The organism is Sphingobium sp. Z007 (genome assembly GCF_900013425.1).
Lineage (GTDB): Bacteria > Pseudomonadota > Alphaproteobacteria > Sphingomonadales > Sphingomonadaceae > Sphingobium.
Genome location: NZ_FBXK01000005.1, coordinates 808,204 through 821,216 on the forward strand (window position 1 = coordinate 808,204; position 13,013 = coordinate 821,216).

Below are 13,013 nucleotides of genomic sequence, written 5' to 3' on the forward strand. Positions count from 1 at the left end.
CGGGATGACGCAGGCGATTCCCAAGCCCTCAGGCAAAGTCCGCTGGATCGTCTGCGGCCTGCTCTTTGCGGCGGTGGTCCTCTCCTATGTCGACCGCCTCGTCCTGCCGACATTGAAGCCCGATCTCCAGGCCCGCTATGGCTGGAGTGAGCGCGGCTATGCCGATCTCGCCATCTGGTTTCAGGCGGGCTACGGCATTTCCTATGTCTTTTTCGGCCGCCTGATCGACCGGATCGGCGCGCGGGCAGGCTATGCGCTGGCGGTGACGCTGTGGACGCTGGGCCATGTCGCGCACATCTTCTTCACCTCGACCGCAGGAATGTTGATCGCCCGCATCCCGCTGGCGATCGGGGAGGCAGGGACATTCCCGGCCGCCATCGCCGCGACCAATGAATGGTTCCCTAAGAAGGAGCGCGCGCTCGCGATCGGCATCTTCAACGCCGGGTCCAATGTTGGCGCGATCCTGACGCCGCTGCTGGTGCCGATCATCGCGGTGACGCTGGGCTGGCGCTGGGCCTTCATCCTCACCGGTCTGCTGACCGTCCTGTGGCTGACCGCATGGCTGACCTTCTACCGCCGCCCGCGTGAGAAGAAGGGTCTATCGGCCGAGGAACTGGCCTGGATCGAAACCGATCCTGTCGAAGAAAAACGCCCCGTCAAATGGGCCACCCTGTTCCGCCATCGCCAGACCTGGGCCTATATGGCGGGCCGCTTCCTGATCGATCCGGTCTGGTGGACCTTCCTCTTCTGGCTGCCCGACTTCTTCAACAAACAATATGGCGTCAAGATGCTGGACTTCGGTCCGCCGCTGATCGCTGTCTATCTGCTAGCCGATGTCGGATCGGTCGCGGGCGGCTGGGCGTCGTCGCGCTTCATGGGCCGGGGCTGGAGCCTCAACCGGTCGCGCAAGAGCGCCATGTTCCTGGCTGCGCTGTGCGCCGTGCCGATCGCCTTTGCGGCCAATGCGCCCTCCATGTGGGTGGCGGTCGGCCTCATCGGCCTCGCTTGCGCCGGGCATCAGGGCTTTTCCGCCAATCTCTATGCGCTGCCGGGCGACGTCTTTCCCCGCTGGATGGCGGGATCGGTCGTCGGTCTTGGCGGCCTGTCCGGCGCGATCGGCGGCATGATGATGGCCAAATTCGCGGGCGTCATTCTGGAAACCATCGGCAGCTACGGCCCGATCTTCGCGGTCGCCTCCTGCGCCTATCTGGTCGCGCTCGGCGTGATCCACCTCCTCCTGCCCCGCTACCAGCCGGTGCTCGCTCCTCTCCCCGGAAACCCTGCATGACCAAGCCACTGCATTTGCACCCTGATCGTTTGTTTCCGTCCGATTCCGCAACGCGCGATATCGCGCGCCGCCTCTATGCGACGGTCAAGGATCTGCCGATCATCAGCCCGCACGGCCATACCGATCCGCGCTGGTTCGCCTATGACGCGCCTTTCGCCAATCCGGCCGAACTGCTGATCGTGCCCGATCATTATGCATTCCGCATGTTGATGAGCCAGGGCGTGACGCTGGACGAACTGGGCGTGCCGACCGTGGACGGCAGCGCGACGGAGAGCGATCCGCGCGCCATCTGGCGGCGCTTTGCCGAGCGTTATTATCTGTTCCGCGGCACGCCGACGCGCATGTGGATGGACTGGGTCTTTGCCGAGGCGTTCGGCATCGATGTGCAGTTGAGCGTGGAGACGGCCGACCATTATTACGACATCATCGACGCCGCGCTGAAAACCCCGGCCTTCCGCCCGCGCGCCCTGTTCGAACGCTATAATATCGAAGTCATAGCCACCACCGAAGGCCCGCTCGACCCGCTCGACCATCACCGCGCGATCCGGGAGTCCGGTTGGAGCGGCAGGGTCATCACCGCCTATCGCCCGGACCCGGTGATGGACCCCGACGATCCGGCCTTCATCGCCAATGTCCAGCGCTTCTGCGCCATGGCGGGCGAGGATGCGGGCAGTTTCGCCGGATATCTGCGCGCCCATGAAAAGCGTCGCGCCGATTTCCGCGCGGCGGGTGCGACATCGACCGATCACGGCCACCCCAGCGCCTTCACCGCCCATCTGCCGCGCGAAGAGATCGAGGCGCTCTACGCCAGGGTCACGACCGGTCCTGCCACCGCGCGGGAAGCCGAGCTCTTCCGCGGCCATATGCTCACTGAAATGGCGCGCATGGCGATCTCGGACGGCATGGTCATGCAACTGCACCCCGGCGTTCATCGCAACCACAACGAAGCCGTGCTGGCCCGTTTCGGCAAGGACAAGGGCGGCGACATCCCGACCGCAGGCGAGTTCGTGCAGGCCTTGAAGCCCTTGCTGGACGCCTATGGCAACGACCCGCGCCTGACCCTGATCCTCTTCACCCTGGACGAGGACGTCTATTCCCGCGAACTGGCGCCGCTGGCGGGCCATTATCCTGCGCTCAAACTGGGGCCACCCTGGTGGTTCCACGACAGCCCGGAAGGGATGCGCCGTTTCCGCGAGCGCACGACCGAAACGGCCGGCTTCTACAATATGGTCGGCTTCAACGATGACACGCGCGCCTTCCTGTCGATCCCGGCGCGCCATGACGTAGCCCGCCGCATGGATTGCGCCTGGCTCGCGCAACTGGTCGCGGAACATCGGCTGGAGGAGGATGAAGCGTTTGAGGTCGCCCGCGCGCTCGCCTATGATCTGGCCAAGGCAGCGTACAAGCTGTGAGCCGCCTGTCTTCCACCACGCTGGCGACACTGCCCGCTGATATCATCCGCCCGGCCTATGACCGCGCCGCCGTCACCTGCGGCGTAGTCCATATCGGCATCGGCGCCTTCCACCGCGCGCATCAGGCGGTGGTGTTTGACGATGCCCTCAACGCCGGCGACATGCGCTGGGGGATTATCGCCGCCTCGCTCCGGTCGCCCGCCGTGCGGGACCAGATGCAGCCGCAGGACGGCCTCTACACCATGCTGGTGCGTGACGGCTCTCATGAACAGGCCCGCATCATCGGCGCAGTCCAGCGCGTCATCGTCGCACCGGAAGAGCCGCAGGCGTTGCTCGCCGCGCTGGCGTCTGCCGACACGCATATCGTCACGCTCACCATCACGGAGAAGGGCTATAAGCTCGACCCGGCGACTGGCGCGCTGATCGAAACCGACCCGCAACTGGCCGCCGACCTTGTCTCGCTCGACAGTCCGCAGACGGCGCCTGGCTATATTGTCGCGGCGCTGGCCCGTCGCCGCGCAGCGGGACTGCAACCCTTCACCGCGATCAGCTGCGACAATTTACCGCATAATGGCGCGCGGCTTCGGGATGCGGTGCTGGCGCTGGCCCGCCGCCATGACGCCACCCTGGCCGACTGGATCGCGCAGCATGGGGCTTTTCCTGAAACCATGGTCGATCGCATCGTGCCCGCGACCACGGCCGAAGACATCGCCGCGCTAGCAACCCGTCTCGGCGTCGAAGACCAGGCGATGGTAAAAACCGAACCCTTCCTCCAATGGGTGATCGAGGACAAATTCTGCGGCCCGCGCCCGGATTTTGGCGCAGGCGTCCAACTCACCGCGGCCGTCGCTCCCTGGGAAGAAGCCAAGTTGCGCCTGCTCAACGGCGCACATAGCGGCATCGCCTATCTGGGCGGCTTGGCCGGCATCGAGCATGTCCACGACGTGCTGACCTTGCCCGAAGCGCGCCATTTTGTGGAGTCGCTTTGGGACGAGGCGGAAACCACGCTATCGCCCCCGCCCGAACTCGACATCGCCGCCTATCGCCGGGCCCTGATGGCGCGCTTCGACAATCCGACGCTGCGCCACCGCACGCGCCAGATCGCCATGGATGGATCGCAAAAGCTGCCCCAGCGGCTACTCGCGCCCATTGCCGCGCGGCTCGATGCGGGGCAGAGGATCGACGCGTTGTCGCTGGCGGTCGCGGCCTGGATACGCTGGCAGGCGGGACGGGACGATAGCGGCACGCGGCATCAGGTGGACGATCCGCTTGCCGCAGCCATGGCGGCGACTTTGGCCGACAGGCAATCGGCGGCTGGTCGTGTCGCGGCGATGTTGACGTTCGATGCCGTGGTGCCGCCCCCGTTGGCGCGCGATGAACGGCTGCGCGCGTCGTTGACTCACTGGCTATCCATTCTCGAAACAGATGGCGCGCAGGCCGCACTCGCCTCTTTTCGCGCATGAGCGCATCGCCACCTATACCGTTACCATTTTGCGCGTTCCGTCATCTTGACAAAGTCAAACGCTGGTTTAATTAGGCCATATTGATAGCGCTACCAGTTTGCCTACCGGAGAGTCGGAGGCTGCGCTCAGGAGAGGGTTTGTTCATGACTTCACGCACCCATATGTTTCGTATCGCCCTGTTCGCGGCATCCGCGATCGGTTCGCTCAGCCTTGCCCAGGCCGCGCTGGCGCAGGACGCCGCGCCGCAGGCTGATCCCGCAGCGGTTGCCGCACCGCAGGATGGCGAAGTGGCCGACATCGTCGTCACTGGCATCCGCGCCTCGCTGGCGAGTGCGACCAATGCCAAGAAGGACGCCGTCGCCTTCGGCGACTCGATCTTCGCCGAAGACATCGGCAAGCTCCCCGCCACCAACCTCGCCGAAACGCTCAACCGCATGCCCGGCGTGCGCCTCAACCGCGACATCAATGGCGAAGGCACGCAGGTCGCGATCCGCGGCCTTGGCCCCAGCTTCACGCGCGTCCTGATGAACGGTTCGCAGCTTCAGGTCGCGTCCGATGGCGGCACCAACGGCGGCAGCGCCAACCGCGAAGTCGATCTCGACTTCTTCCCGTCCGAACTCTTCACCCGCCTCGATCTGGCCAAGAGCCCGTCGCCCTCGACGCTGGAAGGCGGCATCGCCGGGACCGTTAACCTGCGCAACGCTCGGCCCTTCGACAAGCCGGGCACGCATCTGACCGTGGTTGCACAGGGCCAATATACCGACAGCAATGACAAGATTTCGCCGCGCGGCGCGATCGTCGCCAGCCACACTACCGACACGTTCGGCATCCTGCTGGGCGTCGCAGGCGTCAAGACGAAGACGCGCGTGGATGGCTTTGAATCACTGGGTTGGACTGACGGCAATCTTGGCGCCGGCGATCCGGGCGGCAATAATTTCTCCTACGCATCGGTCGTGCCGCGCAATGCCGGTCATGGCCTGGTCGCAGGCCAGCCGGTCGATGTGGTTGCAACATCCGGCCTGACCCGTGACCAGCTCAGCACCGCGCTGATCCCGCGCCTGGGCCGTCAGGCGCTGACGGAAGGCGATCGCTCGCGCATCTCCGCGCTCGCCTCGGTCGAATGGCGTCCCAGCGACGAACTGCACTTCGCCCTGGACGGCATCTGGGCAAAGTCCAAGCGGAACTACGATCGTCTGATTATGAACTGGCAGGTCCGCAATTCCGGTCCCGGCACCAGCGCCCAATCGACCGGCGGCATGATCCCGATCGACCTGACCGTCGACGACAATGGCGTCGTCACCAGCGGCACCTTCGCCAATTCATCCTTCTTTCTGGAAGCCAGCCAGTTCAAGCAGACGACGAAATTCTGGAACATCAACCCCAGCGTCGAATGGAAGCCGGCGGACAATCTGACCGTTAACCTGTCGGCCAACTGGTCGAAGAGCCGCTTCTTCCGCGAACAGCCGACCTGGGCGTTCCAGACCCGCCCGCAATCGGGCGTGGACGTCTATTTCGACAATACGGGCCAGGGCGATTATCCCGCGATCACCACCAATGTCGATCTGAATGATCCCAACAACGGCCTTTGGGAATGGTATCGCCAGAATATCGCGCTGGTGCGCCGCACCACAGAAACCAAGGGCGCGCATCTGGACCTGACCTACGGCGACGAGATGTTCAACGTGAAGGTCGGCGCAGCCTATGACCGCGCGCAACGCACCATTCGCGCCTATGACAACAGCCCCGCTTATCAGGCGTCGGTCTGCGGCGCAGGGTGCACCGGTGCGACCGGGACCATCCCCACAAGCGCCATCCCGCAATATCTCAGCCCTGGATCGACCGGCAATTTCGGGCATCTGGCCAGCGGCAACATCGGCTTCACCAACTATATCCGGCCCGATTTCGACGCGATCAAGCAGGCGACCAATTATGCCAGCTTCCGCGACGGCGCGCCGGAAACCCGCGGCGCCGTGACGGGCGGCGCGACTGGCGACATGGACGAAAAGGTCTTGGGCGCCTATTTTGAAGTCAACGGCGTCACCGCGATCGCCGGGCGTGACCTGCATATCAATGCGGGTATGCGCTACGCCCATACGGATCAGGAAGTCATCGGCCCCAGCCAGGTCGGCACCGCGATCATCGACATCACGTCGCGGTCCAAATATGAAAACTTCCTGCCGTCGATCAACCTGACCTATGATGTCGCCGACAATCTGAAGCTGCGTGCGTCGGCATCGCGCACCATGACCCGCCCGGATGCGGGGCAGATTCTGCCCGGCATCACTTTCTCCGATCCGTCGGCGTTGCTGGCCAGTGCCGGCAACCCGGACCTCAAGCCCTACACGTCCGACAATTATGACCTGGGTGGGGAATTCTACACTGGCGGCATCGGCTATATCGGCGTGTCCCTGTTCATGAAGAACATCACTGGCTTTACCGTTACCCAGTCGCAGGAGGTGACATTCGGCTCGCTGAATATCCCCTATGACAGCCTGCTGTCGACCCAGCAGAATGCCCTGACCGACCGTTCGCTTCAGACTGGCGTGCCGATTGCGGCGCTGCCGATCACGGTGAACCGTCCGATCAACCTGAGCGATCTCAAGATCAAGGGCCTGGAAGCCACCTGGGTTCAGCCGCTCGATTTCCTGGTCAAGGGCCTGGGCTTCTCGGCCAACGGCACCTATCTGGATCAGTCGTCGTCGTCCGGCCTGGTCGCAACCGGCGTATCGAAATATTCCTACAATCTTCAGGGCTTCTACGAAAATGGCGGTCTTTCCGTCAGCCTGAACTATGTCTGGAACGACGATGCGATCGCGCTCAACGGGCCGCAAAACGGCATCCAGAACGCCAATCTCCGGTCCGAAGCCCGCGGCCAATTCGACGCGTCGGTGGGCTATCAGCTGCCCTTCTTCAACAAGGCGCTGCGCCTGACGGTCGATGCGCTCAACATCACGAACGAGCCGATCCGCACCAATTTCGAATATGATAATGCGCCCTATTCGGTCTATTATCCTGGCCGCACGATCATGGCCGGCATCCGGGCCAATTTCTGATCCTCCCCCAAGGACACCTCACAGGGTCGGCGGCAACGCCGGCCCTTTTTCTTGGGCGCAGCCGTTCTCCACGGAATTGGCGATCCAGAGGCCGGACCATGTCGACTTTGCCCTATCAATGTAGGATTTTCTTTGCTCTACCAACGACATGTCCGCCCTCGCAAACGATGCGCAACCGCCGCGGCTTGGGCCTGGCCCTGGCGTAGCGTCGGTGTGACTTTGGCGTGACCTGTCGATGGCTTATGTGGGGCTTTGCAGGGACTATTGCGGCGAAAAGCCCGACAACGGTGTGAACTTCGGTTCCGCCCGAAGCGCCATGCCACTATCGCGGTCAGTCCCGCCTGGGACCAAGACTGAAAGGATGTCGATCATGCCCCTGCGTTTCTGGTCCTGCCTGACCCTGGCCCTGTTCGCCGCCACGCCCGCCAACGCGAAAAGCTGCGCGCCGGCATGGGTCGCGGGCTGGGCCTCCTCGCAATTCCGGCCCACCGGCGACGCCGCGCTGCCGGCCGGCACGCTGGCCAACCGGACGCTGCGCCAGATCGTCCGGCCATCTGTGTCGGGAGATCGCCTGCGCGTGCGCATATCCAACCTGGCCGGAACGCGGCCGCTTATGCTTGCCGGCGCCAGCATCGCCCGCGCGCGCGGGGCCGCCGCCCCGACGATCGATCCCGCCACGCTGATGGCGCTCCGCTTCGACGGCAAGCCCGACGTCATCGTCCCGGCGGGCGCGGACTATCTGTCCGACCCGGTATCGCTGCCGACCAAGGCGCTGGATAACATCGCCATATCGATCCGCTATCAGGGCGACCCCGATCAGACGTCACACCCCGGATCGCGCGCGACGTCCTGGCATCTGCCCGGCGATCATCTGACCGATGAAGCCATGACCAGCGCCGCCCATTTCGACCATTGGTTCAACCTCGCCGCACTCGAAGTCGAACGCTGTGCGCCTGCCAGGCTGATCGTCGCGCTGGGCGACTCGATCACTGATGGCAAAGGCTCCACCACCAACGGCAACGACCGCTGGACGGACGTTCTGGCGGAGCGGCTACAGGCCGACCCAAAGCGCCGCGCGATCGCCATCGTCAATCAGGGGATTGGCGGCAACCAGCTGCTTGACGATGGCCTTGGCCCCAATGCGCTGGCGCGGCTGGACCGCGATGTGCTGGCCCAGCCCGGCGTCAGCCATCTGATCCTGCTGGAGGGGATCAACGATCTGGGCACCCTGACCCGCGAGGCGCCTGTGAGTATCGAAGCGCATCAGGCCCATGTCGCCCGCATCATCGGCGCCTATCGCCAGATCATCGCCCGCGCCCATGCCAGGGGAATCAAGGTGATCGGTGCGACCGTGATGCCCTTCGTCGGCAATGGCTATTATCATGCTGACGCGCAGAATGAGGCGGACCGGCAGGCGGTCAACGCTTGGATCAGGAACCCAGGGCATTTCGACGCGGTGATCGATTTCGATCGCGTGACCCGCGATCCCGTGCACCCCGACCGGCTGCTCCCCGCTTATGACGACGGCGACGCGCTGCACCCTTCGCCCAAGGGGTATAGGGCGATGGGGGATGCGATCCCGCTCAGCCTTTTCGACTGACCCGCCTATTTCCCCCTGATCCGCTGCTGCCCCGCCTCCAGCACCGTCTCCATCGCGACGAAGGTGGATGTGCTGGCGACATGGGGCAGAGCGCTGATCTTTTCGCCCAGCACGATGCGATAGCGGCGGATGTCGGCGGTGCGCACTTTCAGGAGATAGTCGAAATTGCTCGCCAGCATATGACATTCCTCGACCTCCGGAATGCGCCGCACCGCTGCGTTGAACTCGCCAAGCGCCGCCTCACGCGTGTCGGACAATTTCACCTCGGTAAAGGCGATATGGTCCATCCCCAGTTTCGCCGGATCGACGATCGCCCGAAAGCCGCGAATGACGCCGGATTCCTGCAAGCGCTTGAGCCGCACTTGGCACGGCGTCTTGGACAGGCCGACCTGGGCTGCAAGATCGGTGATTGTCATCCGCCCGTCTTCGACCAGCGCGGCGATGATCCGCCGGTCGAAATCGTCCAGTTCGACCGCTTTGGGCATATTTTCCATCCCATCTGCCTAGCAAAGCTATTTTAATAAGTCACTTCGACTTGTGAAACGGCGCTGATAAGGCGGAACGAAAATTCGACCTGGGTTATTCTTGACCGATGACCGACCAGCCCTTTGCCCACTTCGCCCCCGCCATCCGCCAGTCCACCACGCTGCGGGAAGCGATTACCGCCGCGTATCGCCGCGACGAGGCGGAGGCGCTCGCCCCGCTGATCGCATCGGCTACCCTACCTGGCGAAACAAAGGCCTCGATTGCCGATACCGCCCGCACCCTCGTCACCGCGCTGCGCGCCAATCACAAGGGGACCGGCGTCGAAGGGCTGGTGAAGGAATATGCGCTGTCCAGTCAGGAGGGCGTGGCGCTGATGTGCCTAGCCGAAGCGCTGCTGCGAATCCCCGACACCGCCACCCGCGACGCGCTGATTCGCGATAAGATCGCCGACGGCGACTGGGGATCGCACTTGGGCGGGGACAAATCGCTGTTCGTCAACGCCGCGACCTGGGGGCTGGTCGTCACCGGCAAGCTGGTCGGCAGCGTCGATGATCGTGGCCTGGGCGCAGCGCTCACCCGTCTGGTCGCCCGCGCTGGCGAACCGGTCATCCGCCGCGGCGTGGACCTTGCGATGCGGATGATGGGCGAACAGTTCGTCACTGGCGAGACGATCAAGGAAGCGCTCAAGCGCGCCAAGGAGATGGAAGCGAAGGGCTTCGCCTATAGCTATGACATGCTCGGCGAAGCGGCGACTACTGCCGCCGATGCAAGGCGCTATTATGCCGATTATGAGCAGGCGATCCATGCCATCGGCAAGGCGTCGGCCGGGCGCGGCATCTATGCCGGGCCGGGCATTTCGATCAAGCTGTCGGCGCTGCACCCGCGCTATGTCCGGTCGCAGGCGGATCGCGTCATGGGCGAATTGCTGCCGGCCGTGAAGCGACTGGCGCTGCTGTCCAAATCCTATGACATCGGACTCAATATCGATGCGGAGGAGGCCGACCGGCTCGAACTGTCGCTCGACCTGCTCGAAAGTCTGGCGACCGACCCGGAACTGGCGGGTTGGAATGGGCTTGGCTTCGTGGTGCAGGGCTATGGCAAGCGCTGCCCCTTCGTGATCGACTGGATCGTCGATCTGGCGCGCCGCGCGGATCGCCGGATCATGGTGCGGCTGGTGAAGGGCGCTTATTGGGACGCGGAAATCAAGCGGGCACAGGTCGATGGCCTGATCGACTTTCCGGTCTATACCCGCAAGGTCCACACAGATGTCGCCTATGTCGCCTGCGCGCAGAAACTGCTCGCGGCGCCCGATGCTGTATTTCCACAATTTGCGACCCATAATGCGCAGACGCTGGCGACCATTTATCAATTGGCCGGGCCGGATTTCCAGATCGGCCAATATGAGTTCCAGTGCCTGCATGGCATGGGCGAGCCACTCTACGAACAGGTGGTCGGCGCTGGGAAATTGAACCGCCCTTGCCGCGTCTATGCGCCGGTGGGCACGCACGAAACGCTGCTGGCCTATCTGGTCCGCCGCCTGCTGGAAAATGGCGCGAACAGCAGTTTCGTCAACCGCATCGCCGATCCCGAAGTGTCGATAGACGAGATCATCGCCGATCCGGTAGATGTCGTGCGGGCCATGGCGCATCCCGGCCAACATCATGACCAGATCGCGCTGCCGGCGGGTCTTTATCCCGACCGCCGCAATTCGGACGGGCTGGACCTCAGCAACGAAACCACGCTCGCCAGCCTGGGCGATGCGTTGCGGCACAGCGCCACGCTCGCCTGGACCGCAGCCCCCGACAATGCGACTGGTCCCTCGCGCACGGTATTCAACCCGGCCGACCATCGCGATGTTGTCGGCCGCGTCACTGAAGCATCCCCGGAGGAAGCGCGCGCCGCCGCCATCCGCGCCGCCGCGTCGCGCTGGCCCAATAGCCCGGTCGCAGATCGCGCCGCCACGCTGGACCGCGCCGCGGACTCCATGCAGGCGCGGATGCCCATCCTGCTGGGCCTTATCGTGCGCGAAGCTGGCAAGTCGCTGCCCAACGCCATCGCCGAAGTGCGCGAGGCGATCGACTTCCTGCGCTATTATGCCGCGCAGGCGCGCTCTACCTTCGGACCCGCGCAGGCCGCGCTGGGTCCGGTGACCTGCATCAGTCCATGGAACTTCCCGCTCGCCATCTTCACGGGTCAGGTCGCCGCCGCACTGGTCGCCGGCAATCCGGTCCTGGCCAAGCCTGCCGAGGAAACCCCGCTGATCGCGGCTGAGGCGGTTCGCCTGCTCCATGAGGCGGGCGTGCCGGCCGATGCGCTGCAACTGCTTCCCGGCGACGGCCGGATCGGCGCGGCGCTGGTGGCCGCATCGCAAACAGCCGCCGTCATGTTCACCGGATCGACCGAGGTTGCCCGGCTGATCCAGCGCCAGCTGTCCACGCGCCTGTCCGCGGATGGCAAGCCAATCCCGCTGATCGCCGAAACCGGCGGCCAGAATGCGATGATCGTGGACTCGTCCGCACTGGCAGAACAGGTGGTCGCTGATGTCATCGCCTCCGCTTTCGACAGCGCGGGTCAGCGTTGTTCGGCGCTGCGCATCCTCTGCCTGCAGGAGGATGTCGCCGACCGGACGCTGACGATGATCAAGGGCGCGCTCGCCGAACTAAGGATCGGCCGTACCGATGCGCTGAAGGTCGATATCGGCCCGGTCATCAGCGCAGAAGCGCGCGATGGGATCAACGCCCATATCGACGCGATGAAGGCGCTGGGCCGCAAGGTCGAACAAAGCCCGCTGCCGCCCGAAGCGACCCACGGCACCTTGGTCGCGCCGACGATCATCGAGATCGACTCTATTGCGGACCTCAGCCGCGAAGTCTTTGGCCCTGTCCTGCATGTGCTGCGTTTCCGGCGCGACCGGCTTGATGCCTTGGTCGATCAGATCAACGCCACCGGCTATGGCCTGACATTCGGGCTGCACACCCGGCTGGACGAGACGGTGGCGCGGGTGACCGCCCGCGTGAAAGTCGGCAACATCTATGTGAACCGCAACGTCATCGGGGCCATAGTGGGCGTGCAGCCTTTTGGCGGTTGTGGCCTGTCGGGCACTGGACCCAAGGCGGGCGGGCCGCTCTATCTGGGGCGGCTGGTCACGACCCCGCCGGTCTTTGCCGCGCGGGTCAGCCATTTGCGCTCGCCACTCCATGCCTTTGCCGACTGGCTTGATGCGCAAGGCGATGGCGAGGCTGCCGGGCAGGCGCGGCGCGCTGGCGATGCCTCCGCGCTGGGTGTCGAACTGGCGCTGCCGGGGCCGGTGGGTGAACGCAACATCTACGCCCTGCATCCGCGCGGGCGCATCCTGTTGCGCCCAGCGACGCGGCAGGGGCTGTTCCGTCAGATGGCCGCCATACTCGCGACCGGCAATCATGGCGTGGTGCAGGGTATGACGATCCCTGCGGGCCTGCCCGCCGACGTGGCTGCCTGCTTCAGCGCCGACGCCGCCGGCCACTATGCCGCCGCTTTGGTGGAGGGGGACGCCGCCAAGGTCGCAGCGACCGCCCAGTGCGTCGCCGACCTGCCCGGCCCGATCGTGTCGGTCCATGCCGACGATCACGGCCATGGCTATTGCCTCGACTGGTTGTTGGAGGAGCAGTCCACATCCATCAACACGACGGCGGCGGGGGGCAATGCGAGCCTGATGATGATCGGCTGATCATG

The 13,013-nt window shown here is 64.6% G+C and carries 7 protein-coding genes; 6 read left to right on the forward strand and 1 reads right to left on the reverse strand.

The features are described from left to right. The first annotated feature begins 4 nt into the window (after positions 1-4). From CEQ44_RS11920 to CEQ44_RS11940, 5 genes are all read left to right on the forward strand, one after another. Positions 5-1,288, forward strand: a complete 1,284-nt coding sequence (locus CEQ44_RS11920) for an MFS transporter (RefSeq protein ID WP_088184368.1) — start codon at positions 5-7, stop codon at positions 1,286-1,288. Beyond that, positions 1,285-2,700, forward strand: a complete 1,416-nt coding sequence (uxaC, locus tag CEQ44_RS11925; RefSeq protein ID WP_088184369.1) for a glucuronate isomerase — start codon at positions 1,285-1,287, stop codon at positions 2,698-2,700. The genes CEQ44_RS11920 and uxaC overlap by 4 nt, the downstream gene beginning before the upstream one ends. Next, positions 2,697-4,163, forward strand: a complete 1,467-nt coding sequence (locus tag CEQ44_RS11930) for a mannitol dehydrogenase family protein (protein WP_088184370.1) — start codon at positions 2,697-2,699, stop codon at positions 4,161-4,163. Before uxaC ends, CEQ44_RS11930 begins: the two co-directional genes overlap by 4 nt. A gap of 143 nt (positions 4,164-4,306) precedes the next feature. Further along, complete coding sequence (locus tag CEQ44_RS11935) at positions 4,307-7,216, forward strand: TonB-dependent receptor (protein ID WP_088184371.1); 2,910 nt, start codon at positions 4,307-4,309, stop codon at positions 7,214-7,216. Positions 7,217-7,586: 370 nt separating this feature from the next. Continuing rightward, on the forward strand, positions 7,587-8,816 hold the full coding sequence (locus CEQ44_RS11940; RefSeq protein ID WP_088184393.1) for an SGNH/GDSL hydrolase family protein: 1,230 nt from the start codon (positions 7,587-7,589) through the stop codon (positions 8,814-8,816). A 5-nt stretch (positions 8,817-8,821) separates the two neighbouring features. On the opposite strand, the gene CEQ44_RS11945 is transcribed toward CEQ44_RS11940, so the two are convergent. Next, positions 8,822-9,310, reverse strand: a complete 489-nt coding sequence (locus CEQ44_RS11945; protein WP_088184372.1) for an Lrp/AsnC family transcriptional regulator — start codon at positions 9,308-9,310, stop codon at positions 8,822-8,824. Between the two features lie 98 nt (positions 9,311-9,408). Between CEQ44_RS11945 and putA the strand changes: the two genes are divergently transcribed. Next, entirely contained in the window at positions 9,409-13,008 is a 3,600-nt protein-coding gene (gene putA / locus CEQ44_RS11950) for a trifunctional transcriptional regulator/proline dehydrogenase/L-glutamate gamma-semialdehyde dehydrogenase (RefSeq protein WP_088184373.1), read from the forward strand. The last annotated feature ends 5 nt before the right edge of the window (positions 13,009-13,013 follow it).

What these genes read in the sequence shown, in the direction of transcription:
- CEQ44_RS11920 (WP_088184368.1), top strand. Translation starts at nt 5, where the DNA reads ATGACGCAGGCGATTCCCAAGCCCTCAGGCAAAGTCCGCTGGATCGTC.
- uxaC (WP_088184369.1), top strand. Translation starts at nt 1,285, where the DNA reads ATGACCAAGCCACTGCATTTGCACCCTGATCGTTTGTTTCCGTCCGAT.
- CEQ44_RS11935 (WP_088184371.1), top strand. Translation starts at nt 4,307, where the DNA reads ATGACTTCACGCACCCATATGTTTCGTATCGCCCTGTTCGCGGCATCC.
- CEQ44_RS11940 (WP_088184393.1), top strand. Translation starts at nt 7,587, where the DNA reads ATGCCCCTGCGTTTCTGGTCCTGCCTGACCCTGGCCCTGTTCGCCGCC.
- CEQ44_RS11945 (WP_088184372.1), bottom strand. Translation starts at nt 9,310, where the DNA reads ATGGAAAATATGCCCAAAGCGGTCGAACTGGACGATTTCGACCGGCGG.
- putA (WP_088184373.1), top strand. Translation starts at nt 9,409, where the DNA reads ATGACCGACCAGCCCTTTGCCCACTTCGCCCCCGCCATCCGCCAGTCC.